The sequence below is a fragment of the Roseovarius azorensis genome, assembly GCF_900109455.1.
Taxonomy (GTDB): Bacteria; Pseudomonadota; Alphaproteobacteria; order Rhodobacterales; family Rhodobacteraceae; genus Roseovarius; species Roseovarius azorensis.
Genome location: NZ_FOAG01000002.1, coordinates 221,550 through 245,482 on the forward strand (window position 1 = coordinate 221,550; position 23,933 = coordinate 245,482).

General features: G+C 63.2%; 28 protein-coding genes and 1 pseudogene. 22 read left to right on the forward strand and 7 right to left on the reverse strand.

Annotated features, from left to right (window positions below; all coding sequences use genetic code 11):
* Positions 1-6: 6 nt before the first annotated feature.
* Both BSG08_RS04355 and BSG08_RS04360 read left to right on the forward strand, forming a co-directional pair.
* Positions 7-1,218, forward strand: coding sequence for an acetyl-CoA C-acetyltransferase (locus BSG08_RS04355; protein WP_093032628.1), 1,212 nt, complete (start codon positions 7-9; stop codon positions 1,216-1,218).
* 15 nt (positions 1,219-1,233) lie between these two features.
* Positions 1,234-3,432, forward strand: a complete 2,199-nt coding sequence (locus BSG08_RS04360) for a 3-hydroxyacyl-CoA dehydrogenase NAD-binding domain-containing protein (RefSeq protein WP_093032630.1) — start codon at positions 1,234-1,236, stop codon at positions 3,430-3,432.
* Between the two features lie 98 nt (positions 3,433-3,530).
* Here the strand turns inward: BSG08_RS04360 and BSG08_RS04365 are convergent, their stop codons facing one another.
* Entirely contained in the window at positions 3,531-4,181 is a 651-nt protein-coding gene (locus BSG08_RS04365) for a carbonic anhydrase (RefSeq protein ID WP_093032632.1), read from the reverse strand.
* 159 nt (positions 4,182-4,340) lie between these two features.
* On the opposite strand from BSG08_RS04365, the gene BSG08_RS04370 reads away from it, so the two are divergent.
* The 4 genes from BSG08_RS04370 (at position 4,341) to speB (ending at position 7,895) form a co-directional block, all read left to right on the forward strand.
* The gene (locus BSG08_RS04370) at positions 4,341-4,721 is read left to right on the forward strand and encodes a hypothetical protein (protein ID WP_093033304.1); all 381 of its coding nucleotides are present in this window, start codon (positions 4,341-4,343) and stop codon (positions 4,719-4,721) included.
* Positions 4,722-4,801: 80 nt separating this feature from the next.
* Positions 4,802-6,181 (forward strand): leucyl aminopeptidase family protein, encoded by a 1,380-nt coding sequence (locus BSG08_RS04375; RefSeq protein WP_093033307.1) that lies wholly within the window; start codon positions 4,802-4,804, stop codon positions 6,179-6,181.
* A complete protein-coding gene (locus BSG08_RS04380) occupies positions 6,178-6,927 on the forward strand; it encodes a C40 family peptidase (protein WP_093032635.1) in 750 nt (249 codons plus the stop codon). The genes BSG08_RS04375 and BSG08_RS04380 overlap by 4 nt, the downstream gene beginning before the upstream one ends.
* Entirely contained in the window at positions 6,924-7,895 is a 972-nt protein-coding gene (speB, locus tag BSG08_RS04385; protein WP_093032638.1) for an agmatinase, read from the forward strand. Before BSG08_RS04380 ends, speB begins: the two co-directional genes overlap by 4 nt.
* Here speB and BSG08_RS04390 read toward each other — a convergent pair.
* Positions 7,876-8,223: a DUF2794 domain-containing protein gene (locus BSG08_RS04390; RefSeq protein WP_093033310.1), complete on the reverse strand. Its 348-nt coding sequence runs from the start codon at positions 8,221-8,223 to the stop codon at positions 7,876-7,878. The genes speB and BSG08_RS04390 overlap by 20 nt on opposite strands.
* A 202-nt stretch (positions 8,224-8,425) precedes the next feature.
* Between BSG08_RS04390 and BSG08_RS04395 the strand changes: the two genes are divergently transcribed.
* The 3 genes from BSG08_RS04395 to BSG08_RS04405 all read left to right on the forward strand — a co-directional run bounded on the left by BSG08_RS04395 (position 8,426) and on the right by BSG08_RS04405 (position 11,310).
* Positions 8,426-9,538: an S-(hydroxymethyl)glutathione dehydrogenase/class III alcohol dehydrogenase gene (locus BSG08_RS04395; RefSeq protein ID WP_093032640.1), complete on the forward strand. Its 1,113-nt coding sequence runs from the start codon at positions 8,426-8,428 to the stop codon at positions 9,536-9,538.
* Between the two features lie 114 nt (positions 9,539-9,652).
* Positions 9,653-10,525 carry a glutathione-dependent disulfide-bond oxidoreductase gene (gene yghU / locus BSG08_RS04400; protein WP_093032642.1) on the forward strand — a complete coding sequence of 291 codons (873 nt, stop codon included), beginning with the start codon at positions 9,653-9,655 and terminating at the stop codon, positions 10,523-10,525.
* 65 nt (positions 10,526-10,590) lie between these two features.
* The gene (locus BSG08_RS04405; protein ID WP_093032644.1) at positions 10,591-11,310 is read left to right on the forward strand and encodes an NYN domain-containing protein; all 720 of its coding nucleotides are present in this window, start codon (positions 10,591-10,593) and stop codon (positions 11,308-11,310) included.
* Here the strand turns inward: BSG08_RS04405 and BSG08_RS04410 are convergent.
* On the reverse strand, positions 11,283-12,386 hold the full coding sequence (locus tag BSG08_RS04410) for a CaiB/BaiF CoA transferase family protein (protein ID WP_093032652.1): 1,104 nt from the start codon (positions 12,384-12,386) through the stop codon (positions 11,283-11,285). The genes BSG08_RS04405 and BSG08_RS04410 overlap by 28 nt on opposite strands.
* Before the next feature lie 149 nt (positions 12,387-12,535).
* On the opposite strand from BSG08_RS04410, the gene BSG08_RS04415 reads away from it, so the two are divergent.
* The 12 genes and pseudogenes from BSG08_RS04415 (at position 12,536) to BSG08_RS04470 (ending at position 21,718) form a co-directional block, all read left to right on the forward strand.
* Positions 12,536-13,045 carry an SRPBCC family protein gene (locus tag BSG08_RS04415; RefSeq protein WP_093032655.1) on the forward strand — a complete coding sequence of 170 codons (510 nt, stop codon included), beginning with the start codon at positions 12,536-12,538 and terminating at the stop codon, positions 13,043-13,045.
* A gap of 123 nt (positions 13,046-13,168) precedes the next feature.
* A complete protein-coding gene (locus tag BSG08_RS04420; protein WP_093032658.1) occupies positions 13,169-14,098 on the forward strand; it encodes an ABC transporter ATP-binding protein in 930 nt (309 codons plus the stop codon).
* Positions 14,095-14,856 (forward strand): ABC transporter permease, encoded by a 762-nt coding sequence (locus tag BSG08_RS04425; protein ID WP_093032662.1) that lies wholly within the window; start codon positions 14,095-14,097, stop codon positions 14,854-14,856. The genes BSG08_RS04420 and BSG08_RS04425 overlap by 4 nt, the downstream gene beginning before the upstream one ends.
* 108 nt (positions 14,857-14,964) lie before the next feature.
* On the forward strand, positions 14,965-15,762 hold the full coding sequence (locus BSG08_RS04430) for a S49 family peptidase (protein ID WP_093032665.1): 798 nt from the start codon (positions 14,965-14,967) through the stop codon (positions 15,760-15,762).
* Positions 15,743-15,934, forward strand: coding sequence for a hypothetical protein (locus BSG08_RS19635; RefSeq protein ID WP_093032668.1), 192 nt, complete (start codon positions 15,743-15,745; stop codon positions 15,932-15,934). The genes BSG08_RS04430 and BSG08_RS19635 overlap by 20 nt, the downstream gene beginning before the upstream one ends.
* Complete coding sequence (locus tag BSG08_RS04440; protein ID WP_093032671.1) at positions 15,931-16,896, forward strand: calcium/sodium antiporter; 966 nt, start codon at positions 15,931-15,933, stop codon at positions 16,894-16,896. The genes BSG08_RS19635 and BSG08_RS04440 overlap by 4 nt, the downstream gene beginning before the upstream one ends.
* A 13-nt stretch (positions 16,897-16,909) precedes the next feature.
* A pseudogene (locus BSG08_RS04445) lies at positions 16,910-17,692 on the forward strand (SDR family oxidoreductase); the annotation flags it as partial.
* A gap of 291 nt (positions 17,693-17,983) precedes the next feature.
* Positions 17,984-19,852 (forward strand): excinuclease ABC subunit UvrC, encoded by a 1,869-nt coding sequence (gene uvrC / locus BSG08_RS04450; protein WP_093032678.1) that lies wholly within the window; start codon positions 17,984-17,986, stop codon positions 19,850-19,852.
* Between the two features lie 87 nt (positions 19,853-19,939).
* On the forward strand, positions 19,940-20,605 hold the full coding sequence (gene pgsA / locus BSG08_RS04455; RefSeq protein ID WP_093032681.1) for a CDP-diacylglycerol--glycerol-3-phosphate 3-phosphatidyltransferase: 666 nt from the start codon (positions 19,940-19,942) through the stop codon (positions 20,603-20,605).
* Positions 20,605-20,850, forward strand: coding sequence for a molybdopterin converting factor subunit 1 (gene moaD / locus BSG08_RS04460; protein ID WP_093032684.1), 246 nt, complete (start codon positions 20,605-20,607; stop codon positions 20,848-20,850). Before pgsA ends, moaD begins: the two co-directional genes overlap by 1 nt.
* 3 nt (positions 20,851-20,853) lie before the next feature.
* The gene (locus BSG08_RS04465; RefSeq protein WP_093032687.1) at positions 20,854-21,297 is read left to right on the forward strand and encodes a molybdenum cofactor biosynthesis protein MoaE; all 444 of its coding nucleotides are present in this window, start codon (positions 20,854-20,856) and stop codon (positions 21,295-21,297) included.
* A 127-nt stretch (positions 21,298-21,424) separates the two neighbouring features.
* A complete protein-coding gene (locus BSG08_RS04470) occupies positions 21,425-21,718 on the forward strand; it encodes an SCP2 sterol-binding domain-containing protein (RefSeq protein WP_093032689.1) in 294 nt (97 codons plus the stop codon).
* Here the strand turns inward: BSG08_RS04470 and BSG08_RS04475 are convergent.
* Together BSG08_RS04475 and merF are read right to left on the reverse strand one after the other, a co-directional pair.
* Complete coding sequence (locus BSG08_RS04475; protein WP_483880125.1) at positions 21,715-21,918, reverse strand: GDCCVxC domain-containing (seleno)protein; 204 nt, start codon at positions 21,916-21,918, stop codon at positions 21,715-21,717. The two genes, BSG08_RS04470 and BSG08_RS04475, sit on opposite strands and share 4 nt — an antisense overlap.
* Positions 21,915-22,124, reverse strand: coding sequence for a mercury resistance system transport protein MerF (gene merF / locus BSG08_RS04480; RefSeq protein WP_175544685.1), 210 nt, complete (start codon positions 22,122-22,124; stop codon positions 21,915-21,917). Before merF ends, BSG08_RS04475 begins: the two co-directional genes overlap by 4 nt.
* Positions 22,125-22,201: 77 nt before the next feature.
* Between merF and BSG08_RS04485 the strand changes: the two genes are divergently transcribed.
* Entirely contained in the window at positions 22,202-22,582 is a 381-nt protein-coding gene (locus BSG08_RS04485) for a MerR family transcriptional regulator (RefSeq protein ID WP_093032698.1), read from the forward strand.
* Between the two features lie 10 nt (positions 22,583-22,592).
* Here the strand turns inward: BSG08_RS04485 and BSG08_RS04490 are convergent, their stop codons facing one another.
* Positions 22,593-23,240, reverse strand: a complete 648-nt coding sequence (locus tag BSG08_RS04490; protein WP_093032701.1) for a ChrR family anti-sigma-E factor — start codon at positions 23,238-23,240, stop codon at positions 22,593-22,595.
* A 5-nt stretch (positions 23,241-23,245) separates the two neighbouring features.
* Positions 23,246-23,839, reverse strand: coding sequence for a sigma-70 family RNA polymerase sigma factor (locus BSG08_RS04495; RefSeq protein WP_217649876.1), 594 nt, complete (start codon positions 23,837-23,839; stop codon positions 23,246-23,248).
* Positions 23,840-23,933: the final 94 nt, after the last annotated feature.

Consider the following 23,933-nt stretch of genomic DNA (forward strand, 5'->3'; position numbering starts at 1 on the left):
ACCGACATGACCAACGCCTATATCTACGACACGGTGCGCACGCCGCGCGGCAAGGGCCGCAAGGATGGCGCGCTGCACGAGGTGACCGCCGCACGGCTTTCTGCGCAGGTGCTCAACGCACTGAAAGAACGAAACGGGCTGGACGGCCATGCGGTCGAGGATGTGATCTGGGGCAATGTCACGCAGGTGATGGAGCAGGGTGGCTGCCTTGCGCGCACAGCCGTGCTGGCCTCGGATCTGGATGAATCGATCCCCGGCCTTGCGATCAACCGATTTTGCGCAAGCGGCATGGAGGCGGTGAACCTTGCCGCCAACCAGGTCAACGGCGGTGCCGGCGAGGCCTATATCGCCGGCGGGGTCGAGATGATGGGCCGCGTCGCCATGGGCAGCGACGGAGCGGCGATCGCCGTGGATCCCTCGATCGCGATGGAGACCTATTTCGTGCCGCAAGGCATCTCGGCGGATATCATCGCCACCGAATACGGATTCTCGCGCGACGAGGCCGATGCCCTGGCGATGGAATCCCAGCGCCGCGCCGCGAAGGCATGGGAAGAGAACCGCTTTGCCGGATCCATCATCGAAGTCAGGGATCAGAACGGCCTGACCATTCTTGATCATGACGAATACATGCGCCCCGGCAGCGACATGCAGACGCTTGGCGCGCTGAGTCCGGCCTTTCAGGCGATGGGCGAGGTGATGCCCGGCTTTGATGCCGTGGCAAAGCTGAAATATCCCCATCTGGAGCGGATCAACCATATCCACCATGCAGGCAATTCCTCCGGCATCGTCGATGGCGCGGCGGGCGTGCTGGTCGGCAGCCGGGAGTTTGGCGAGAAATGGGGCCTCAGGCCCCGCGCGCGTATCCGCAAGACCTGCAAGATCGGCACCGACCCGACGATCATGCTGACCGGTCCCGTGCCCGCCACCGAAAAGATCCTTGCCGACAGCGGCATGGCGATTTCCGACATCGACCTCTTCGAGGTAAACGAGGCCTTTGCCTCGGTCGTGCTGCGCTTCATGCAGGCGTTCGATGTCGATGCCGACCGGGTCAACGTCAATGGCGGCGCGATTGCCATGGGACACCCGCTGGGTGCCACCGGCGCGATGATCATCGGCACGCTTCTGGACGAGATGGAGCGCACCGGCAAGGGCACGGGCCTTGCGACGCTCTGCATCGCCTCCGGCATGGGTGCCGCCACCATCATCGAGCGCGTGTAAGAGGAGATGACTGCAATGACTGATTTCACGATGGAAAAACAGGCCGATGGCGTCGCGATCATCACCTGGGACACGCAGGGCAAGTCGATGAACGTGATGAACCAGCAGGGCTTTCACGATCTCGAGGCACTGATCGACGACGCGCTCGCCGATGATGCGGTCAAGGGCGTGATCCTGACCTCGGGCAAGGAGGGGTCGTTTGCCGGAGGCATGGATCTCAACATCATCGCCAAGATGCGCGATGACGCGGGCGACAATCCCGCCAAGGGGCTTTTTGACGGCGTGATGGGCATGCACGCCATCCTGCGCAAGATCGAGCGCGCGGGCATGGACCCCAAGACCAACAAGGGCGGCAAGCCGATTGCCGCGGCCCTGCCAGGCACGGCGCTTGGCATCGGGCTCGAGATTCCGCTCGCCTGTCACCGCATCTTTGCCGCTGACAACCCCTCGGCCAAGATCGGCCTGCCCGAGATCATGGTCGGCATCTTCCCCGGCGCGGGCGGCACGACGCGCCTGGTGCGCAAGCTGGGCGCGATGGCGGCCTCACCGCTCCTGCTCGAGGGCAAGCTGAACGACCCGAAAAAGGCCAAAGCCGCCGGTGTGGTTGATGAGGTGGTGCCCGCCGATCAGCTGATCGAAAAGGCGCGCGAATGGGTGCTGAGCAATCCCGAGATCGTCAAGCCCTGGGATGACAAGGGCTACAAGATGCCCGGCGGCGCGCCCTATCACCCGGCGGGATTCATGACCTTTGTCGGCGCCTCGGCGATGGTCAACGGCAAGACGCAGGGCGCGTTCCCGGCGGCAAAGGCGTTGCTCAGCGCGGTCTACGAAGGTGCGCTCGTGCCGTTTGATACCGCGCTGAAAATCGAGGCGCGCTGGTTCGTCAACGTGCTGATGAACCCAAGCTCCAGCGCCATGATCCGCTCGCTTTTCATCAACAAGGAGGCTTTGGAAAAGGGGGCCAACCGCCCCGACATCCCGGATCAGAAGGTGAAGAAGGTGGGTGTCATAGGCGCCGGCATGATGGGCGCGGGCATCGCCCTCGTCTCGGCGATGGCGGGGATACAGGTTGTCCTGATCGACCAGAAACAGGAGGCGGCGGACAAGGGCAAATCCTACACCGCGGATTTCATGGATCAGGGCATCAAGCGCGGCAAGGCCACACCGGAAAAGAAGGCGGCGACGCTCGATCTCATTACCGCCACCACCGACTATGCCGCGCTCAAGGGCTGTGATCTGATCATCGAGGCGGTTTTCGAGGACCCCAAGGTCAAGGCCGAGGTCACCCGAAACGTCCTCAAGGTGGTGGACAAGGATTGCATCTTTGCCACCAACACCTCGACCCTGCCGATCACCGATCTGGCGCAGGCAAGTGACCGTCCCGAGGATTTCATCGGCATCCATTTCTTTTCGCCCGTCGAAAAGATGATGCTGGTCGAGATCATCAAGGGCCGACAGACCGGCCCGCGCGCGGTAGCCAAGGCGCTGGATTATGTTCGCCAGATCCGCAAGACGCCCATCGTGGTGAATGACGCGCGCTTCTTCTACTGCAACCGCTGCATCATTCCCTATATCAACGAAGGCATCCGCATGGTGGCCGAGGGTGTCGCGCCTGCGCTGATCGACAACGCCGCACGGCAGCTGGGCTTTCCGGTCGGACCGCTGCAACTGGTGGATGAGACCTCGATTGATCTGGGCGCGAAAATCGCCCGCGCCACCAGGGCCGCGATGGGCGATGACTATCCCGACGCGGCGGTCGATGAGGTGATCTTCTGGATGGAGGGCGAGGGGCGTCTGGGCCGCAAGTCAAACGCCGGTTTCTACGACTATGACGACAAGGGCAAGCGTCAGGGCTACTGGCCGGGCCTCGCAGAGAAATATCCGCGCGCCAAGGCACAACCCGACCTCTACGAGGTGCAGCATCGCCTGATGTTCGCGCAGGTGCTCGAGGCCGTGCGCGCGCTGGAAGAGGGTGTTCTGGAAGATATCCGCGAAGGCGATGTGGGCGCCATTCTCGCCTGGGGTTTTGCGCCCTGGTCGGGTGGACCGTTCACCTGGCTCGACATCATCGGCACACCCTATGCCGCCGAGCGCTGCGATCAGCTGACCCAAAAGTTCGGGCCGCGGTTCACCACACCCAAACTGCTTCGCGAGATGGCCGACAAGACCCAGGGTTTTTATGACCACTTCGGCCAGAAATCTCTCGCTGCCTGACAGGAAATCACCCCTGCGCCGACAAGGGTCAGCGCAGGGGTGCCCTGTTTCTTCCTGGCAAAAGTATCCATCTGAACCTGACTTGACCCGGTGCGTCGTCAGATAGGCACAAACCCGTTCCGCGCCGACTCGAACTGTTCCAACCGACCAGAGCCGATGTCGATCCAGAGCCCGTGCAGTGTCAGCCTGCCATCCTTGACGGCCGCCTCGATGAACGGGAATGTCATCAGGTTGTCCAGAGAGACGATAACCGTCTGCCGCTCGATCGCGCGCAACTTCGCGGTCTCGTCAGGTATGTCCTTGATGCGCTCATAGCCTGGCCGCAGAATGTCGAGCCAGCGCCCGAGAAAGCTGTGCGGCGCTTCCAGTTCGGGTGCGTGGCCCGTGCACATGTCAAGACACCCCCTCGCCCCGCCGCAGGCCGAATGCCCTGTCACGATCAGATGTGCCACCTTGAGCGAAGTCACCGCGAATTCAATTGCCGCAGATGTACCGTGCTTGCCCCCGTCAGGCTCATATGGCGGGATCAGATTGGCGATGTTCCGATGGGTAAAGAACTCTCCCGCCTCGGCGTTGAACAGAGCGGCCGTATGCACCCGGCTGTCGCAGCATGAAATCATCATGGCGCGCGGATGCTGCCCCTGTTGCGCAAGGTGACGGTACCAGGATTCATTCTCGGCAAAGCTGGTTGCTTTCCAGCCAAGGTAGCGGCGCGCCAGATGGGTCGGCAAGGGGCGGGCGTGTTCCATGGTGTCTCCGGGACTGACGGGCAATCGGATGCTCAATAGTCTGAATTGTCCTCGAATTCGAGTGATTAATTCCTCCGCCGGAAACCTTTTGGGAACCGCGTTGCTGCCATTCTGCGCGCGGCCGTGGGGGCGGACGATGCATGGGCTGCGGGTGAGAATGTGGAACAGGTGACATTGCTGAAACAGAATGAATACGTGCGGCTCGACGCCAGCCAACTGACGGCGCTCTATCATCAGTTGGGCGAAGCCGACGCCGAGGATATCGTGTGCCGTGCGCTAGAGGAACTGGCGGCACGGCTCAGCCATGCGGAACGCTGCTATCGCGAGGGGCGGCTTGCGGACATGCGCAAGAGCAGCCGCAGCCTGATCGCGATTGCGGACCAGATCGGCATGCGACTTCTGGCGCAGGTGGCGGGCGATGTGACCGGCTGCATCGACAGTGGCGACCACGGTGCGCTGGCCGCAACCTTTGCCCGCCTCCTGCGGATCGGCGAACGTTCGCTCTGCGAGATCTGGGATTTGCAGGACCTGCCATTCTGAGACTGGTGGCGTTTGGTGGGTTGCAGACGGCGCAATCGCGGCTAGGCTGGGCGCGAATTACCCTCAACAGGTCTATGCCCATGAGCCTCAGATTTGCCGACCCGGATTCCCCTGCCATCCCTCTGCATGTGGTGCCCGAGGACGGGCTGGACGATTGGCTCGCCGGGCAATCCGCCGGTGTCGCCGCATGGGTGCGCGCCACCGGGTTTACCGGCACGCTGGCGCGCGCGCTGGTTGTGCCCGACGCATCTGGTGTGGTCGCCTTGGCGCTTGCAGGCTATGGCACGCCAGCAACCCGCGCCCGGGGGCGGTTTCATCTGGCTGCCTGCGCCGCGACATTGCCCGAGGGCACCTATCGCCTGCATGGCCTGCCGCATGAGCATGCCGAGACAGAGGCGCTTGGCTGGCTCCTGTCGCATTACGCCTATGAACGCTATCGTGCGCAATCCCCAGCCAAGGCGCGCCTGATCGCCCCCGAGGGCGTGGATACGCCCCGACTGGAAATCATCGCGGCGGCCGAGGCGCTGACCCGCGATCTGATCAATACGCCTGCCAACGATCTGGGACCGGACGCGCTCGAAGCCGCCTGCACCGCCGTTGCCAGTCAACACGGCGCGGGTATCTCCTTCATCAGGGGTGCGGATCTGTTGCACAGGAATTTCCCGCTGATCCACACCGTCGGGCGCGCCGCAAGCGAAGAACCGCGCCTGATCGACATGCGCTGGGGCGACAACGGGCCGAAACTGACCCTTGTCGGCAAGGGCGTATGCTTTGACACTGGCGGTCTCAACCTCAAACCTGCATCCGGTATGGGGCTGATGAAAAAGGACATGGGCGGCGCGGCCACAGTTCTGGGTCTTGCCCATATGATCATGGCGCTCGGGCTTCCGGTGCAATTGCGCATGCTGATCCCGGCGGTGGAAAACAGCGTCGGCAGCGATGCCTTTCGCCCCGGCGACATCCTGACCGCGCGCAACGGGCTGACGGTCGAGATCAACAATACAGATGCCGAGGGGCGGCTGGTGCTGGCCGATGCGCTGGCCTGCGCGGCAGAGGATGCGCCCGACCTGATGATTTCCATGGCGACGCTGACCGGCGCGGCGCGGGTGGCGCTTGGGCCGGACCTCGCCCCGTATTACACCGGGGATGCCCAATTTGCCACAGCACTCGACGCCGCCGCCGCACGCGTGGCCGATCCGGTCTGGAGGATGCCGTTCCACACGCCCTACGAGACGATGATCGAGCCGGGCATCGCCGATCTCGATAACGCGCCCTCCGGCGGCATGGCAGGCTCGATCACCGCGGCGCTCTTTCTGCGCCGGTTCACCGCCGGATTGCCCTATGCGCATTTCGACATCTACGGATGGATCCCCATGGCGGCGCCCGCCCGTCCCAAGGGGGGCGTCGGCATGGGCGCACGCGCGCTGCTGGCGGCATTGCCGGAGGTGCTGAACCTGTGAGCGAGCCCCGCCTCATCGCCCTGCCCATCGTCGACCTGCTGCGCAGCCCGGATGGTCCGCGCGACCGGCAGCTTCTGATGGGTGAGGGCGTTCGGGTTCACAGTGTCACCGACGGCTGGGCCAGGGTCACGGCCACGCGCGACGGCTATCCCGGCTTCATTCCCGAAACCGCGCTGACCGGGGGCAACGTCACCCACCGGGTCAGCGCGCGGGCCACCCATCTTTATTCCCAACCGGACATCAAGACGCCCGAACGCCTCAGTCTCAGCCATGGCGCGCGGCTGAACGTGCTGTCCGAGAGCGCCCGCTTTGCCCAAACACCGCAGGGTTTCGTGCCGCGCGCCCATATCCATCCCCTCGATATCCTCGAAGAGGATCCTGTCGCGGTCGCGGAACTCTACCTTGGCACGCCCTATCTCTGGGGCGGCAATTCGGTCTTTGGCATCGACTGTTCAGGGCTGGTGCAGGTGGCGTGCCTGGCCTGCGGCATCCCCTCCCCCGGCGACAGCGGCCCACAGGAGGCCGCCCTTGGCGATCCCCTGCCGGAGAGCGCGCCGTTACGGCGCGGTGATCTTGTGTTCTGGCGTGGCCACGTGGCCTGGGTCGCGGATACCGACCGGCTCTTGCACGCCAACGCCTGTCATATGGCCGTGGCCTATGAACCCATCGACACTGCCATCGCCCGCATCGCGGCACAGGGCGACGGCCCCGTCACCTCACGCAGACGCCTGAAAGGAACGCCATGACCTCCGATCCGTTCTTTCACCCCGTCTCGGGGTTCGATCTGCCACGCTTTGCCGGGATACCGACCTTCATGCGCCTGCCCCATGTGCCACACGGACACACCCGCCATGACGATGTGCAGATCGGCCTCATCGGCGTGCCGTGGGATTCAGGCACCACCAACCGTCCCGGTCCCCGGCACGGGCCACGGCAGTTGCGCGACGCCTCGACCATGATCCGCGCACAGCACCCGACCAGCGGCATGCGCCCGTTCGAGACGGTGAACTGCGCCGATCTTGGCGATGTCGGTCCCAACCCGGCAGATATCGTCGACAGCATGACGCGGATCACGGAATTCTATGACCGGGTGACGGGGGCGGGGATCACCCCGCTGACGGCTGGCGGCGATCACCTGACGACGCTGCCGGTGCTGCGCGCGCTGGCGCGCCGCGCGCCTCTGGGCATGATCCATTTCGACAGCCACACGGATCTCTACCACTCCTATTTCGGGGGCACGATGTATACCCACGGCACCCCCTTCCGCCGCGCGGTCGAAGAGGGGTTGCTTGATCCGAAACGTGTCGTGATGATCGGCCTGCGCGGCACGATGTATGACACTGAGGATCGTGATTTTGCCGCCGCGAACGGCATCCGACTGATCCTGATCGAGGAATTTCACGCCCGCGGGCCCGAGGACGTGATGGCCGAGGCGCGCGAGATCGCGGGCAAGGGCGAAACCTATGTCAGCTACGACATCGACTTTGTCGATCCCACATTCGCGCCCGGCACCGGCACGCCAGAGGTGGGCGGGCCAAACAGCTATCAGGCGTTGCAGGTGGTGCGAGGGCTGGAGGGCGTGAACATCGTCGGCGCCGATCTGGTCGAGATCTCGCCGCCCTTCGACACCTCGGGCGGCACCGCGTTTCTGGGGGCCTCGATCATGTTCGAACTTCTGTGCGTGATGGCGGGGGCTATTCCACCGCCCGGATAAGCCTGCGTTCCAGCACCCGCAGCACAGCGCGCAGGTCATGACCACGTTTCAGTATGCGGCCATCCATGCCGATCACCGCATACTGCCCCTGCCTGCCATGCAGTTTGGGCCGTTTCTCGATCCGGTAGAGCGGATGCTCTGCCGTCCGGCGGAAAATCGAAAAGATCGCCACCTCGCGCAGGCAGGAAATGCCGTAATCGCGCCATTCGCCAGCAGCCACCATGCGCCCGTACAGCGACAGGATCACTGCCAGTTCGGGGCGCTGGAAGGCCACCTGCGTTTCAGTGGGATGCGCGCCCGGCAATGGGCCCAAAGACATGAAGGTCATGCGCAGAGACTCGCGCCAAACCCTTCGCAAATCAAGCGCTTTCATTCATGGTCGACCGGACGCGCGCCGTTTTGCGGGAAAATGTCGCGCCCGGATCACCCATCCGGCGCGTCGCCCGATATCACGCAGATGTCGCACCCCATGTTGAATCACCGCCCGCTTTGACGCAGAGTTGTCGCAAATCAACCGAGAGGACAGATCAATGCGCACAAGAGCCGCAGTCGCCGTCGAGGCAGGCAAACCGATGGAGATCATGGAGGTGAACCTGGACGGCCCGAAGGCGGGCGAGGTTCTGGTAGAAATCAAGGCGACAGGCCTCTGCCACACCGATGATTTTACCCTGTCGGGGGCCGATCCCGAAGGCGCGTTTCCGGCCATTCTGGGCCATGAGGGTGCCGGCGTCGTGCTCGAAGTGGGTCCTGGCGTCACCAGCCTAAAGCCCGGCGATCATGTCATTCCGCTCTACACGCCGGAATGCCGCGAATGCGAATACTGCCTCAACCCGAAAACCAATCTCTGTCAGGCAATCCGCTCGACCCAGGGACAGGGTGTCATGCCCGACGGCACCAGCCGGTTCTCGATGCTCGACGGCACGCCGATCCTGCATTACATGGGCTGCTCCACCTTCAGCAATCACACCGTCCTGCCGGAGATCGCGCTGGCCAAGGTGCGCAAGGATGCGCCGTTCGACAAGATCTGCTATATCGGCTGCGGCGTGACCACCGGCATCGGTGCGGTGATCAACACCGCCAAGGTCGAGATCGGCAGCCGCGCCATTGTCTTTGGTCTGGGCGGCATCGGATTGAACGTCATTCAGGGCCTGCGTCTGGCGGGCGCGGATCAGATCGTCGGCGTCGATCTCAACCCGGCCAAGGTCGAGATGGCGACCCGCTTCGGCATGACCGATTTCGTCAATCCCAAGGAGGTCAGCGGCGATCTGGTCGCGCATCTGGTGGCGTTGACGGGCGGCGGCGCGGATTACACCTTTGACGCCACCGGCAATGTGCAGGTCATGCGCACGGCACTCGAGGCCGCGCACAAGGGCTGGGGCGAGAGCATCATCATCGGCGTGGCCCCGGCGGGTGCGGAAATATCGACGCGGCCCTTCCAGCTCGTCACCGGGCGCAGCTGGCGCGGCACAGCTTTCGGCGGGGCGCGAGGACGCACGGATGTGCCGAAAATCGTCGACTGGTACATGGACGGCAAGATCGAGATCGACCCGATGATCACCCACACTCTCACGCTCGACGAGATCAACAAGGGCTTCGACATGATGCACGCGGGCGAGAGCATCCGCAGCGTCGTCGTCTACTGACACATCCCTGACACGAAACTTGCAGCGCCGCACAGCCCCCTGTGCGGCGTTACGCATTGCGGGGGGCCGGGCATCGCATAGATTGCAGGTCAAACCGCAAGGAGGATCAATTGGATGAGCGACAGCACCTATACCCCGCCCGAGATCTGGACATGGCAACAACCGTCAGGCGGGCAGTTCGCCTCGATCAACCGGCCCGTTGCGGGGGCCACGCACGAGCGCGACCTGCCGGTGGGCAAGCACCCGTTCCAGCTTTATTCGCTGGCCACGCCCAATGGCGTCAAGGTCACGGTGATGTTCGAGGAACTGCTCGCGGCGGGCCATGCGGCGGAATATGACGCCTGGCTGATCAATATCGGCGAGGGCGATCAGTTCGGCTCTGGCTTTGTCGACATCAACCCCAATTCCAAGATCCCCGCGCTGATGGACCGCTCTGGCGCCACGCCGGTGCGGGTCTTTGAGAGCGGCTCGATCCTGCTGCATCTGGCAGAGAAATTCGGGGCCTTCCTGCCCGCATCCGGTCCGGCGCGTACCGAAACCCTCAACTGGCTGTTCTGGCAGATGGGCAGCGCGCCCTATCTGGGCGGTGGTTTCGGCCATTTCTACGCCTATGCGCCCGAGAAATGGCAATACCCCATCGACCGTTTCGCGATGGAAACCAAACGTCAGCTCGATGTGCTTGATCGTCAGCTCGCGACACGGCCCTATATCGCGGGCGCGGATTATTCGATTGCCGATATGGCGATCTGGCCGTGGTATGGCAATCTGGTGCTGCACCGGCAATATGGCGATGCGGGCCGTTTCCTGAGCGTGGACAGCTACAAGCATCTCGTCGCATGGGCCAAGAAAATCGACGCCCGTCCGGCGGTGCAGCGTGGCCGGATGGTCAACCGGACCTGGGGCGAACCCGAGTTGCAGTTGCACGAACGGCACGACGCCTCGGATTTCGAGGCCCGAACCCAGGACAAGATCGGCGAGACCGTCTGACATTCGCGCAAAAGGGTTTCACCCGGCATCGGGATCGGGCATGAAAGGCGAAAAGGAGCCATCCCATGCCCGATCCCCGCACATCGCTACTGGCCGTCCTGATCGACGCCGACAACGTTCCGGCCAAATATGCCCGCGCGATCCTGAACGAGGTGACCAGCTATGGCGAGCCTGGGCTGCGCCGGGTCTATGGCGACTGGTCCAACCAGCAACTCTCGGGCTGGACCAGAACCGCGCAGGAACTGGGCCTCGTGCAGCACCAGCAAACCGCCAACACCAAGGGCAAGAACGCCAGCGACATCGGGCTGGTGATCGACGCAATGGACATCCTGCATGCCGGGCATTTCAACGGGTTCGTGCTGGTCTCCTCGGACAGCGATTTCACCCGGTTGGCCAGCCGCATCCGGGAACAGGGCCTGACGGTGATCGGCATCGGCGAGGCCAAGGCGCCGGAGGCGCTGAAGAACGCCTGCAACCGCTTTGTCGCGATCGAGAACATCTATCAGGGTTCGGATGACGCGCCGCGCGATGCGCCCGCCGCCAAGCTGGACACCAAGACCATCACCGCCGCGCAGCGACTGTTCTTTGACGCGATGGAAAAGATCGACCAGGACGATGAATGGTTCCCTCTGGGGCGGCTGGGCCAGCAGATACAGGCCGACAAGCCCGATTTCGACACCCGCAGCTATGGCAAGAAGAAACTCAGCGATCTGGTCAAGGAGTTGAAGGTGTTCGAGACCAAGACCGGCCCCGGCAATCAGCTTCTGGTGCGGCGACTGGACTGATCCCGTAGCCAGGCCCGGATCTGGGCAGAGTGCGCTCCGCGCTCCGGCGGCAGGGCGATGTCGCTGACCCGCCCGTCAAAGCGCGGGGCGGGAGCGGGGTTCAGATGCCCGTCACTCGTCCGCCAGACCCCGCGCGCCTGCATATGCGGGTCATCAGCGGCCTCATCGGGGCGCAAGACAGGCGCGACGCAGGCGTCGGAACCGGCAAATATCCCAGCCCAATGCACGACAGGATGCTGTGCGAAAATCTCATCCAGCGCCGCAGATTGCTGCGCCCACGCTTCGCGGTCATGCTGGTCCGCGAAGCGTGGATCGTCAGCCAGTTCCATCCGGCGCAGGAATTCCGCGTAAAATTGCGACTCCAGGCATTGCACGCTCAGATAGCCGCCGCATTGGCAGCGATAGACCCGGCTCCAGTGCGGCCCGTCCAGCAGGCTCTGACCGCGCTGCATCGACAGGTGGCCCGAGGGCATCATCGACGTCAGCAACGCCATCATATGCGCCGAGCCATCGACGATTGCGGCATCCACGACACAGCCCCGTCCCTCGCGCGCGGCCCGGATCAGGCCCGCAAGAACCCCTGCCACCAGATAGAGCGCCCCACCCCCCACGTCGCCCACCAGCGTGGGCGGCGCCACCGGCGGCGTGCCCGGCGCACCGGCATACCAGAGCGCGCCAGAGGTGGCGATGTAATTCAGGTCATGCCCGGCGGTCATTGCGCGCGGGCCATCCTGGCCCCAGCCGGTCATCCGGCCATAGACAAGGCGCGGATTGGCCTGCCGCATCTCTTCCGGCCCCAGCCCCAGCCGCTCCATCACGCCGGGGCGAAACCCCTCGATCAGCGCATCGGCGCGGGCGACGAGCGCCTGCGCCACCGCCAGATCCCCGGCATCCTTCAGATCAAGGATGATCGAGCGCTTGCCCCGGTCCAGCAGGTTGCGTTCCGCGGCCACGGAATTGCCCCGGCCCGGACGGTGGATCACGATCACCTCGGCCCCCAGTTCGGCCAGCATCATCCCGGCAAAGGGCGCAGGCCCCAGCCCCTCGATCTCGACCACGATCAATCCTGACAGCATTGCCGCCCCCCCGAAGATGTCGGCGCCAGACTATGAGGCCCCGCGCCGCGATACCAGACTGTTGATCGCCCCCCGCACTCTGGGCTCTTGGCGGCACCCCGGCGCTGCGCTAGGCTCTGGCGTAACGCGAGGGAAAAGGGAGCACACCGATGCAGATGAGCGACGCGCGCGAGATAAGGGCGGATCGGGCGACGGTCTGGGCGGCCCTGCTCAGCCCCGAGGTGCTGAAGGAATGCGTGCCGGGCGCGCAAGAGGTGACCGGCACCCCCGAAGAAGGCTTCGAGGCGACCGTGGTGCAGAAGGTCGGACCGGTAAAGGCCACGTTCAAGGGCATGGTGACAGTCTCGAACATCGTCGAAATGCAGAGCCTGACCCTGACCGGCGAGGGCAAGGGGGGTGCCGCAGGCTATGCCAAGGGCGGTGCCGATGTGCGACTGGAGGATTGCGAGGCAGGCACGCGGCTGATCTATGACGTCGAGGCCAATGTCGGCGGCAAGCTGGCGCAACTGGGCAGCCGGATCGTGGACGGCTTCGCCAAGAAGATGGCCGATCAGTTCTTTACCCGGTTCGAAGAGGTTGTCGGCGCCCCGGCCGAGGATGACCCCGAGCCGGAACCCGAGGCGGTCAAGAAAGGCTGGCTCAAGCGGCTGATCAGCTAGCGCGCGGCATCGGTTCCTGTCTTGCCGGGACAATGCGCATGGGCGCACAGATACCCTTGCGCAGGCAAGAGTTGCGCTCGCCCCCCAAACCCTTAGGTTCAGCGCAGAACAAAGGGGGCCGACATGGCGGTGATCGTAGCGGTCGAGGGGCTGCGCAAGGTCTACAAGGACGGGTTCGAGGCCCTGCGGGGTGTCTCGCTGACCATCGAGGAGGGCGAGATACTGGCCCTGCTCGGCCCCAATGGCGCGGGCAAGACGACGCTGATCTCGGCGCTCTGCGGGATCACCACACCCACGGCGGGGCGCGCATCGGTCGGCGGGCATGACATCGTCAGGGATTACCGACCGGCGCGGCAGATGATCGGGCTGGTGCCGCAGGAAATCGCGCTGGAACCCTTTGAGAAGGTGATCAATACGGTGCGCTTCTCGCGCGGTCTGTTCGGCAAAGGACGCGATGACGCGCTGATCGAACGCATCCTGCGGCAACTCTCGCTCTGGGACAAACGCCACAGCCGTATCCGCGAACTCTCGGGCGGGATGAAGCGCCGCGTGCTGATCGCCAAGGCGCTCTGCCACGAACCGCGCGTGCTGTTTCTCGACGAACCGACAGCAGGCGTCGATGTGGAACTGCGCCGCGACATGTGGCAGGTGGTCGAAAACCTCAAGCAAAGCGGCGTCACCATCATCCTGACCACGCATTACATCGAAGAGGCCGAGGCGATCGCCGACCGGATCGCCGTGATCAACAAGGGCGAGATCCTGCTGGTCGAGAACAAGGCCGACCTGATGCGCCGGATGGGACGCAAGACACTGCGCATCGACCTGGCCGCGCCGGTCGATGCGGTGCCCGCCGCCCTGTCTGACTATAACCTCGAACGGATCGAGGACGGTCATGCGCTGATCTATCACTATGACACGCGCGGCGAGGGCACCGGCATCACCCGCCTGTTGCAGGCGCTCGCGGCAGAGGGGCTGGGCTTGCGCGATATCGAGACCCGGCAAAGCAGTCTCGAAGAGATTTTCGTGGGTCTGGTGCGGGAGGACACGGCATGAACCTGCACGCGATCTGGGCCATCTATATCTACGAAATGAAACGGTTTTTCCGAACCATCATGGAAAGCCTGCTGTCGCCGGTGATCTCGACCACGCTCTACTTCGTGGTCTTCGGCGCGGCCATCGGCGGCCGGATAGAAGAGGTCGAGGGCGTGAGCTATGGCGCGTTCATCGTGCCGGGACTGATCATGCTCAGCGTGATGACGCAGGCGATCAGCAACGCCTCGTTCGGCATCTATTTCCCGAAATTCATCGGCACGATCTTCGAGCTGCTCTCGGCTCCGGTCAACTTTTTCGAGATCGTTCTGGGCTATGTCGGTGCGGCGGCGACCAAGGCGTTGCTGATCGGGGGGGTGATCCTGATCACGGCGATGTTCTTTGTCGATCTGGACATTCAGCACCCGCTGGCGATGGTGACGTTTCTGGTGATGATCTGCGTCTCTTTCGCGCTCTTCGGGTTCATCATCGGGATATGGGCCGAGAATTTCCAGCAACTGCAACTGATCCCGCTGCTGGTCATCACGCCTCTGGTGTTCCTGGGCGGGTCGTTCTACTCGATCTCGATGCTGCCGCCGACCTGGCAGGTGGTGACGCTGTTCAATCCGGTGGTCTATCTCATCTCGGGCTTTCGCTGGTCGTTCTTTGGCACGGCGGATGTGGCGGTGGGCTACAGCCTGCTGGCGGTCACGGTGTTTTTGGGCCTCTGCATGGCGGCGGTCTGGCTGATATTCAGAACCGGGTACCGGATCAAATCCTGACGCGCGGCGTGATCTTTTTCACGCGCCCGCCCCCGAATTGCAAAAGCGCGGATAACTGTTGCACGGCCCGCCTTGTTTGTCGCGCCCGGCCACTCTACATCGGGCACCATGAAACACCTGATCCCCTTCCTCAACCGCAGGCCGACCGTCGCGGTCATTCGCCTTGCGGGAATGATCGGTTCGGGCGGTCGCGCGCAACTGAATGACGAGGCGCTCGGCCCGGTGATCGACAAGGCGTTCGCCCGCGGCAAACCCGTGGCAGTCGCGCTGGTGGTAAATTCGCCCGGCGGCTCGCCGGTGCAATCCTCGCTGATCGCCGCCCGTATCCGCCGGCTGGCGGAAGAGAAGGAAATCCCCGTGCATGCCTTTGTCGAGGATGTGGCGGCCTCGGGCGGCTATTGGCTGGCGGTGGCGGCGGATGACATCTGGGTGGACAACTCCTCGATCCTGGGCTCCATCGGGGTGATTTCAGCGGGCTTTGGCGCACAGGTGCTGCTGTCGCGACAGGGGATCGAGCGGCGCGTCTACACCGCCGGCAAATCCAAGAGCACGCTTGACCCGTTCCTGCCGGAAAAGCCCGAGGATGTGGCCCGGCTCAAGGGTATACTGGAGCAGATTCACGAGGCTTTCATCGCCCATGTAAAATCCAGGAGAGGCACAAAGCTGGCGGATGATCCCGACCTCTTCACCGGCGAATTCTGGTTGGGCGGGCGGGCAACGGAACTGGGCCTTGCCGACGGAATCGGCCATCTGATCCCGAAGATGAAGGAAATCTATGGCGAAAAGGTGCGCTTTGCCCGCTACGGGCGTCGGCGCACCCTTTTCCAGCGGTTCGGCGCGACGCTGGCGCAGGATGCGATCACGGCCATCGAGGAACGGGCAGGCTATGCCCGGTTCGGACTCTGACGTGGTTGTAAAGATCGTCATACTGTTTCTGGTCGCGATGGGCGTACTGGCGATGTTCGGGCGGCTCCGTTTTCCGGGCCAAAAACGTCTGAGCGATTCCAAATGCAGGCGCTGCGGGCGTTACCGGATCGGCAAGGGGCCATGCTCCTGCGAAAAGGACAAGCATAAATGATGCCTTGGATTCTGACCGGCCTGGGACTCGTCATCCTGCTGCTGGCGGGCGACGCACTGGTCAAAGGCGCCGTGAACCTCAGCCTGCGCGTGGGCATACCCGCGCTGATCGTCAGCCTGACGATCGTGGCCTTTGGCACGTCGGCGCCGGAATTGCTGATCTCCGTCAATGCCGTGCTGGTGAACAAGCCGGGGCTCGCGCTCGGGAATGTGGTGGGGTCCAACACCGCCAATGTTCTTCTGGTGCTGGGGATCCCGGCAATCCTGGCGGTCATGCATACCAGCGGCTGCCGCTGCTCCAAATCCTACATCCAGATGCTCGCGGCCAGCGTCCTGTTCATCGCCCTCGCCTTTCGCGGCACGTTCGACTGGATATCCGGCGCGATTCTGCTGTGTGCCCTTGGCCTGATGCTGGCCGATGCCTTCAACGACTCGCTGGTGCATCGCCGCGCGACCGCAATCAAGGCCCTGTCAGAGACGGATTTCATCGAGGATGTCGAAGGCGCCGATCCCGACATGCCCTGGTGGCAGATCATCACCTTTCTGGTTCTGGGCCTCGTGGGACTGCCGCTGGGTGCCGATATCCTTGTCGACAATGCGTCGATTATCGCCATGCGCTATGGCGTCAGCGAGGCGGTGATCGGCCTGACACTTGTGGCGGTCGGCACCTCCCTGCCGGAACTGGCGACAACCGTCATGGCTGCATTGCGCAAACAGGCGGATGTGGCGCTTGGCAATGTCATCGGGTCAAACATGTTCAACCTGCTGGCCATCATCGGGGTGGCGGCTTTTGTCGGACCGCTTCCTGTCGATCCGCAATTCCTGCGTTTCGATCTTTGGGTCATGCTGGGCACCTCGTTGCTTCTGATTCCCTTCGTGTTCTTCAAGCTCGATATCGGGCGGCTCTGGGGAATTGCCTTGACCGCCGCCTATCTGGTCTATGTCTGGTTCGTGCTGAGCTGAACGGGAGAGCCGACAGATGAAACGGGCATTGATAACGGGCGCGGGCAAACGGCTGGGCCGCGCCATGGCGCTTGAACTGGCGCGGCAGGGTCACGACGTGGCCGTGCATTACGCAACCTCCGCCGACGCCGCCGAAGAGGTGGCGCAGGAAATCCGTGCCATGGGCAGGCGGGCGATCACCCTGCACGCCGATCTGCTGGACGAGACACAGGTCACATCGCTTGTGACACGGGCGGCAGAGGGGCTGCTTGGCCCCGTGACAACGCTGGTCAACAACGCCTCGGTCTTTGACTACGACACCATCGACAGCGCCACCCGACAGAGCTGGGACCGACACATCGAAAGCAATCTGCGTGCGCCTTTCGTGCTGACACAGGCGATGGCCCGCGACGTTCCGCCGCCGCTGACAGATGAAAATGGCGAACCCTTGGCGCAGGGGCTGGTCATCAACATGATCGACCAGCGCGTGCGCAAACTGACGCCGGAATTCATGACCTACACGATTGCCAAGATGGGGCTATGGGCCTTTACCCAGACGGCAGCGCGGGCGCTCGCCCCGCGCGTGCGTGTCAATGCCATCGGACCCGGTCCCACCCTGCAGGGCCACCGGCAGAGCGACGCCCATTTCGACAGACAACGCAAGGCGACGATCCTGCGGCGCGGAGCCAATGCCGGCGACATCACGGGCGCGCTGCGCTACTTTCTCGACGCCCCTGCCGTGACCGGGCAATTGCTCTGCGTGGATGGCGGTCAGCATCTGGCATGGCAAACCCCCGACGTGCTCGGGCCCGAATAGCGCGCGCGCCGACAAGAGTTTTGCACCGTTTATGTTTTCTTCACGCAAGCGTTACAAAAACACCAATGTTTTCAATATTTTGCCACAGCCATATATTTTTCTGTTGTTTTTCATATGCTTGAGAATGCGCCTAAATTTTAGGCAACCCGATGAAGCCCGCAGGATTCAATAAGAAATTGCTGTTCACGGAAACTTATCTTCAGAGTTATCCACAGGAATCGTGGAAGCCTTCCCTCTTGCTCTTCGCCAGATATCGTTGCAGCACTCGGCAAGAATCATATCTGAGAACCCATGTCAGGCACCGATCGGACCCCGCCGCCGGAAACCGGCCATAAGGTGATACGGAATTATCTGCGAATGCTGGATGCGTCGCCGGGTGTCTACCGCATGCTCGATGCACAGGCGCGGGTGCTCTACGTCGGCAAGGCGCGCAACCTGCGGGCGAGAGTGTCAAGCTATACCCGCCCCACCGGCCACACGAGTCGCATCGCGCGGATGATCTCGGAAACCGCGTCGATGATGTTCCTGACCACCGCCACGGAAACCGAGGCGCTGCTGCTGGAACAGAACCTCATCAAGCAGCTCAAGCCGCGCTACAACGTGCTCCTGCGCGACGACAAGAGCTTTCCCAACATCCTCGTCACCGCGCATGACTTTCCGATGATCAAGAAACATCGCGGGGCCAAGCGTGAAAAGGGGGCCTATTACGGCCCCTTCGCCAGTGCCGGGGCGGTCAACCGGACGCTGGCGCAGTTGCAACGGGTATTTCAGTTGCGCAACTGTTCGGACGCAATGTTCGAGAGCCGCACGCGCCCCTGTCTGCAGTATCAGATCAAGCGCTGCACCGCGCCCTGCGTGGGCAGGATCAGCAAGTCGGATTATGCCGCGCAGGTCGGCGACGCCGAGCGGTATCTCTCGGGTCGCTCCACCGAGATACAGGAAAAACTGGCGGCGCAGATGGCAGAGGCGTCCGAGGCGATGGAGTTCGAGCGTGCCGCCGCGCTCCGCGACCGGATCAAGGCGCTGACGCAGGTGCAGACGGCACAGGGGATCAATCCGCGCACGGTGCCCGAGGCGGATGTGATCGCATTGCATCTGGAACAGGGCCAGGCCTGCGTGCAGGTGTTCTTTATCCGGGGCGGGCAGAACTGGGGCAATCAGGATTTCTATCCCCGCGTCGGGCCGGATGTCGAAGAGGCCGAGGTGCTCGAGGCCTTTGTCGGCCAGTTCTATGATGGCAAGGAGCCACCTCGGAGCCTGCTTCTGTCACACCCGATCGAAAATCCCGACCTGATGCAGCAAGCGTTGACCGACAAGCTGGGGCGCAAGGTCACCCTGACGGTGCCCATGCGCGGCGAAAAGGCAGAGCTGATCGACGCCGCGCTGCGCAACGCCCGCGAGGGCCTCGCGCGCAGGATGGCCGAGACCGCAACTCAGGCCAAGCTGCTGCGCGGTCTGGCCGAGGCCTTCGGCCTGCCCGCGCCCCCGCAACGGATCGAGGTCTATGACAACAGCCATATCCAGGGCACCGATGCTGTCGGCGCGATGATCGTGGCGGGCCCCGAAGGGCTGATGAAGAACAGCTACCGCAAGTTCAACATCAGGGGCGATGACCTGACCCCCGGTGACGATTTCGGCATGATGAAAGAGGTGCTGACGCGACGATTCAAACGACTGCTGAAAGAGGATCCTGACCGCGAACAGGGACATTGGCCCGATCTCCTGCTGATCGACGGCGGGGCCGGGCAGGTCAGCGCCGTGGCAGGCATCCTGCGCGAGATGGGGATCGAGGACATCCCGATGGTGGGTGTCGCCAAGGGCGTGGACCGCGACGCCGGCAAGGAGGAATTTCACCGGGTCGGAAAACACCCCATGGCGCTGCGCCACAACGATCCAGTGCTCTATTTCATCCAGCGCCTGCGTGACGAGGCGCATCGTTTCGCCATCGGGACGCACCGGACAAAACGCGCACGGGCGGTGGGGGCCACGCCTCTGGACGAAGTGCCCGGCGTGGGGGCAGCGCGCAAGCGGGCGCTGCTCGCGCATTTCGGCAGCGCCAAGGCGGTGAGCCGTGCCAATCTGGCCGATCTGAGGGCGGTCGAGGGGGTGTCGGATGCGCTTGCACAGAAACTCTACGATTTCTTTCACGAAAGGGGCTGACCGCCGCCGCGCTCCGCGGGCAGGCCGAGTGAATTCCGGCTTGAACGGCGCTTTCCCTCGGCTTCGTGACAGGGTAGAACCATTCGCATGACGTGGACGCTGCCGAATATCCTGACCACGCTCCGCCTGCTGGCAGCCCCGGCTGTTGCGGTGATGTTTCTTTATTTCACAAGACCTTATGCCGACTGGTTTGCTCTGCTCCTGTTCGTCGGCGCTGCCGTCACCGACTGGTTCGACGGCTATATCGCCCGCAACTGGAAGCAGGTGACCAAGATCGGCACGATGCTCGATCCCATCGCCGACAAGGCGATGGTGGTGATCGCGTTGATGGTGATCGTGGGTTATTCGAGCATGTCGCCCTGGCTGGTGCTGCCCGCGACGATGATTCTCTTTCGCGAGGTCTTTGTTTCCGGTCTGCGGGAATTTCTGGGCGACACGGCGGGCACGCTGAAGGTGACCCGGCTGGCCAAGTGGAAAACCACCACGCAAATGATTGCAATAGCTGTTCTTTTTGCCCAGGGCGTGTTCGAGCATTATTTCGGAATGTCGATCTTTGGCATGGATACCCAGTTGTGGATTGCCATTCTCGAGGGGCGCGAGGATGATGTTCTCGGGCTCAGGTGGAAATATAACGGCATGGTCTGGGCCGGGCATGTCGGTATCTGGCTGTTGTGGATCGCGGCGGCGCTGACACTGGTCACCGGGTTTGATTATCTATATAAATCAATCCCATATCTGAAGGATGAACGCTGATGGATGTGCTGTATTTCGCCTGGGTGCGAGAAAGGATCGGACAACCGAAAGAGCGGATCGAATCCAACCCCGCCACCGTGATGGACCTTGTTAACCAATTGCGCGCAAGGGAACCGCGATATGAGGCCGCCTTTGCCGATCTGGGCGCGCTGCGCGTGGCCGTGGATCAGGAACTGAGCGATTTCGACGCGCCCCTGAAAAATGCGCGCGAAGTGGCATTTTTCCCCCCGATGACAGGGGGTTAAGCGGTGGATATCCGGGTCCAGGAGGCCCCGTTCGATCTGGGGGCAGAGACCAATGCCTTTGCCGGTAGACAAACTGGTATGGGGGCGGTCGTCACCTTTACCGGGATCGTGCGCGATCTCGACGATACCCGCATGACCGCGATGCAGATCGAACATTATCCGGGAATGACCGAAAAGGCCCTCTCCAAAATCGCTGAGGAAGCGTCAAGCCGTTGGAATCTTGGTGATATTCTGATCATTCATCGGTTTGGCCGCCTGCATCCCGACGAGATGATCATGATGGTGGCCACCGCCGCGCGGCATCGCGCCGATGCATTTCAAGCCGCTGAATTCCTTATGGATTTCCTGAAATCCCGCGCCCCTTTCTGGAAAAAGGAACTGACCGGCAAGGGCGACGGCTGGGTTGCCGCGCGGGACGAGGACGAGGACGCGCTGACGCGCTGGTAAAGGTGCACAGGCTGTGCGGCATGCACGCGGGTTATGTACACACCACGGAGTGACGCGGGGTTTCGCTTGCACCGGGCGCGGTTGCGGCGATGATCACGGTCGATCACAGGCGACAGAAGACATCCCCATGAGCGCGATCATCACAGAATATGTCACCACCCTCAGCCCCAGGGCGCGCGGGCAGATCAGGGGCGTTGCCCGGCTCGATATCACCGGGCACGGCAGCGTTCTGCTGACCGAAGCGGGTGCCGCGACCGGGGACGGGCCTGCCGATGTGGTGCTCAGCGCCAGCGATGCGGTGTTCCGCGCCATCCTGTCGGGCGAGCAGAACCCGATCATGGCCTATATGTCCGGCAAGCTGAAGGTCGAGGGCAATGTGCAGCGCGCGCTCAAGGTGAGCAGCATCCTGACGGACGGCTAACCGCAGCAGCCCTGTCCCGCCTGTATCGGCGGACAGGCGACCGAGCCATAAGAGCAGAACACGCAGCAATCGCCGGGTGCGGGTTTGAGCACCGCCGCGCAGCCGCTGCATGTGTGGAACCACTGGCAACTGTCGGTGGGCATGTTCAGCGCCTCGGCATGACCGCATTCCGGGCAGGTCAGCACAGAGGTCAGGGTCACTTTGGGGTCCGGCGTCGCCATAGTGCAAATCCTGTCAACAAGAGAAATCCGGCCAGCACCGGAAAGAGCACCGCATCGGTATAGACATAACCGATAAGGCCCGAGAGACCCACGCCCGCAAGCAGCCAGGGCAATAGCGGGGTAACACAGCAGAGCGCGACAAAGGCGCTGCCGCCCACACCCAGACCCAGCAATCTGTCCTTCATCTCGCGCCTCCCTCTGGTGCTTTGCTCAGGAATATGCATCCTGTAGCCACTACAGGAGCAAGCGGAAAGGCGATCACATGATTGCGATTGGCGAGGCGGCGCGGCAAAGCGGGGTGTCGATCGAAACGATCCGCTATTACGAACGCGCAGGCATCGTGCCAAAGCCCCGGCGCGGCGCCAACGGTCGGCGAGCCTATGCCGCCGAGGATGTCGCGCGGCTGCGGTTCGTGCGGCGGTGCCGCGATCTGGGGTTCAGCATGGCAGAAGCGCGGGCGCTGATGCGGCTGGACGAGGGGAACTGCGACAGCGTGCGCGTCCTGACCGAAGAGCATCTTGACAAGGTGCGCAAAAAGATTGCCGCACTGCAAACACTGGAGGCGGAACTGGCGGAACTGTCAGAGAATTGCGCACGCGGGTCCACCCGGTGTCCCATGCTCGATGAACTGAACGCCGGGTGATCCCCGCGCCTCAGATCCGCAGGAACGGCTGGGCCAGGCGCGGCATGAGCGCACGAAACCGCAGCGGCGCGTCGGTGGCGGCAAGGCAGATGCAATCGGCCCCGATATCGGCCACCGGCGTATGGTTGAGATCCTCGTTCGCCACCTCGATGTCGCCGGGTCCGAAACGGTCGACCTCATCGACAAACGCGCCTTGCAGCACAAGCGTCAGCTCGGTGCCCCGGTGCCCGTGATCGGGCACCGCCGCGCCCGCGGGAATATAGAGCAGGCGGGCTGTCGCCTCTTTCGACGTGGGCAGGATCGCCTGTTTCACGCCCATGCCCACGGGCCGCCAGCGCACGGCATCGAGATCGCCGCCAATGTAATCCTGCAAGGGCGCGGGCAGGATGCCGCCCCGGCGCGGCACCGTTTTAACCTCGGGACGGGCCGCGCGGATCAGCGCCATGGTAGCGTCGAGACTGCCGGCACTCATCCGGCTGGCCTCGCATTGCTCGATCAGCGCGCCGCCGACCGTATCGAAGGCGTCAAGCCGCGCCCGGCACTCGTCGCACATCGAGACATGGGCGGCCACGGTCAGGCTGAACGCCTCGGGCAGAGAGCCTGCGGAATAGGCCATCAGCAGGGCATCGGTCAGGTGGTGTTTGATCGTATGGGTCATGGCATTCACTTCATTGCGTGGCGCAGGCGGTCGAGCGCCAGTCTGATGCGGGATTTGATCGTGCCGAGCGGCAGGCCGGTCTGTTCTGCAATCTCGGAATGGCTGAGATCGCTGAAATAGGCCTTTTCGATCAGTTCCCTCTGTTTCTCGGGCAGGGCGGCGATGGCCGCGCCCAGTTGGTCACTTTCCTGTTGCAGGGCCAGCACATCGGCCTGGTCCGGCTCTGGCTCGATACCCCAGGTCAGGTCCTCGGGTTCGGGCCGTTTCTGTTTGCGCAGCGCGTCGATCCGGCGGTTGCGCGCGATGGTAAATATCCAGGTGGCGGCGGAGGCGCGGGAGGGGTCAAAAAGATGCGCCTTTTGCCAGAGCGTCGCCATCACCTCCTGCGCACATTCCTCGGCCAGCGTGGCATCCGCGCCGGAGCGTATCAGGAATGCCTTTACCCGCGGGGCGAAATGCCCGAACAACCGGGCAAAGGCGGCCTCGTCCTGTCTGTCGCGGATGGCCGCGATACAGGCCACCCAATCGTTGTTTTCCCTGTCCTTCGTCGTCGTCACCTGTGCCGGTCCTGACCATTTCCCCGCGATCTGCGTCCTCATACCACGAGTGCGCTGCACCGGCGAGGGGGCGGGGGCGTCAATCAGGGTGGCATCGTCATACATGAACCTGTTACGCATCCCGGAGGCGGTTGGA

Excerpts from the sequence above, each read along its gene's own strand:
- BSG08_RS04490 (WP_093032701.1), bottom strand. The coding sequence starts at position 23,240 with ATGACCCATACGATCAAACACCACCTGACCGATGCCCTGCTGATGGCC.
- BSG08_RS04405 (WP_093032644.1), top strand. The coding sequence starts at position 10,591 with ATGCCCGATCCCCGCACATCGCTACTGGCCGTCCTGATCGACGCCGAC.
- BSG08_RS04360 (WP_093032630.1), top strand. The coding sequence starts at position 1,234 with ATGACTGATTTCACGATGGAAAAACAGGCCGATGGCGTCGCGATCATC.
- yghU (WP_093032642.1), top strand. The coding sequence starts at position 9,653 with ATGAGCGACAGCACCTATACCCCGCCCGAGATCTGGACATGGCAACAA.
- BSG08_RS04410 (WP_093032652.1), bottom strand. The coding sequence starts at position 12,386 with ATGCTGTCAGGATTGATCGTGGTCGAGATCGAGGGGCTGGGGCCTGCG.
- BSG08_RS04415 (WP_093032655.1), top strand. The coding sequence starts at position 12,536 with ATGCAGATGAGCGACGCGCGCGAGATAAGGGCGGATCGGGCGACGGTC.
- BSG08_RS19635 (WP_093032668.1), top strand. The coding sequence starts at position 15,743 with ATGCCCGGTTCGGACTCTGACGTGGTTGTAAAGATCGTCATACTGTTT.
- BSG08_RS04375 (WP_093033307.1), top strand. The coding sequence starts at position 4,802 with ATGAGCCTCAGATTTGCCGACCCGGATTCCCCTGCCATCCCTCTGCAT.
- BSG08_RS04355 (WP_093032628.1), top strand. The coding sequence starts at position 7 with ATGACCAACGCCTATATCTACGACACGGTGCGCACGCCGCGCGGCAAG.
- BSG08_RS04485 (WP_093032698.1), top strand. The coding sequence starts at position 22,202 with ATGATTGCGATTGGCGAGGCGGCGCGGCAAAGCGGGGTGTCGATCGAA.
- pgsA (WP_093032681.1), top strand. The coding sequence starts at position 19,940 with ATGACGTGGACGCTGCCGAATATCCTGACCACGCTCCGCCTGCTGGCA.
- BSG08_RS04470 (WP_093032689.1), top strand. The coding sequence starts at position 21,425 with ATGAGCGCGATCATCACAGAATATGTCACCACCCTCAGCCCCAGGGCG.
- BSG08_RS04365 (WP_093032632.1), bottom strand. The coding sequence starts at position 4,181 with ATGGAACACGCCCGCCCCTTGCCGACCCATCTGGCGCGCCGCTACCTT.
- BSG08_RS04430 (WP_093032665.1), top strand. The coding sequence starts at position 14,965 with ATGAAACACCTGATCCCCTTCCTCAACCGCAGGCCGACCGTCGCGGTC.
- uvrC (WP_093032678.1), top strand. The coding sequence starts at position 17,984 with ATGTCAGGCACCGATCGGACCCCGCCGCCGGAAACCGGCCATAAGGTG.
- BSG08_RS04390 (WP_093033310.1), bottom strand. The coding sequence starts at position 8,223 with ATGACCTTCATGTCTTTGGGCCCATTGCCGGGCGCGCATCCCACTGAA.
- moaD (WP_093032684.1), top strand. The coding sequence starts at position 20,605 with ATGGATGTGCTGTATTTCGCCTGGGTGCGAGAAAGGATCGGACAACCG.
- BSG08_RS04495 (WP_217649876.1), bottom strand. The coding sequence starts at position 23,839 with ATGAGGACGCAGATCGCGGGGAAATGGTCAGGACCGGCACAGGTGACG.
- BSG08_RS04425 (WP_093032662.1), top strand. The coding sequence starts at position 14,095 with ATGAACCTGCACGCGATCTGGGCCATCTATATCTACGAAATGAAACGG.
- BSG08_RS04395 (WP_093032640.1), top strand. The coding sequence starts at position 8,426 with ATGCGCACAAGAGCCGCAGTCGCCGTCGAGGCAGGCAAACCGATGGAG.
- BSG08_RS04420 (WP_093032658.1), top strand. The coding sequence starts at position 13,169 with ATGGCGGTGATCGTAGCGGTCGAGGGGCTGCGCAAGGTCTACAAGGAC.
- merF (WP_175544685.1), bottom strand. The coding sequence starts at position 22,124 with ATGAAGGACAGATTGCTGGGTCTGGGTGTGGGCGGCAGCGCCTTTGTC.
- BSG08_RS04440 (WP_093032671.1), top strand. The coding sequence starts at position 15,931 with ATGATGCCTTGGATTCTGACCGGCCTGGGACTCGTCATCCTGCTGCTG.
- speB (WP_093032638.1), top strand. The coding sequence starts at position 6,924 with ATGACCTCCGATCCGTTCTTTCACCCCGTCTCGGGGTTCGATCTGCCA.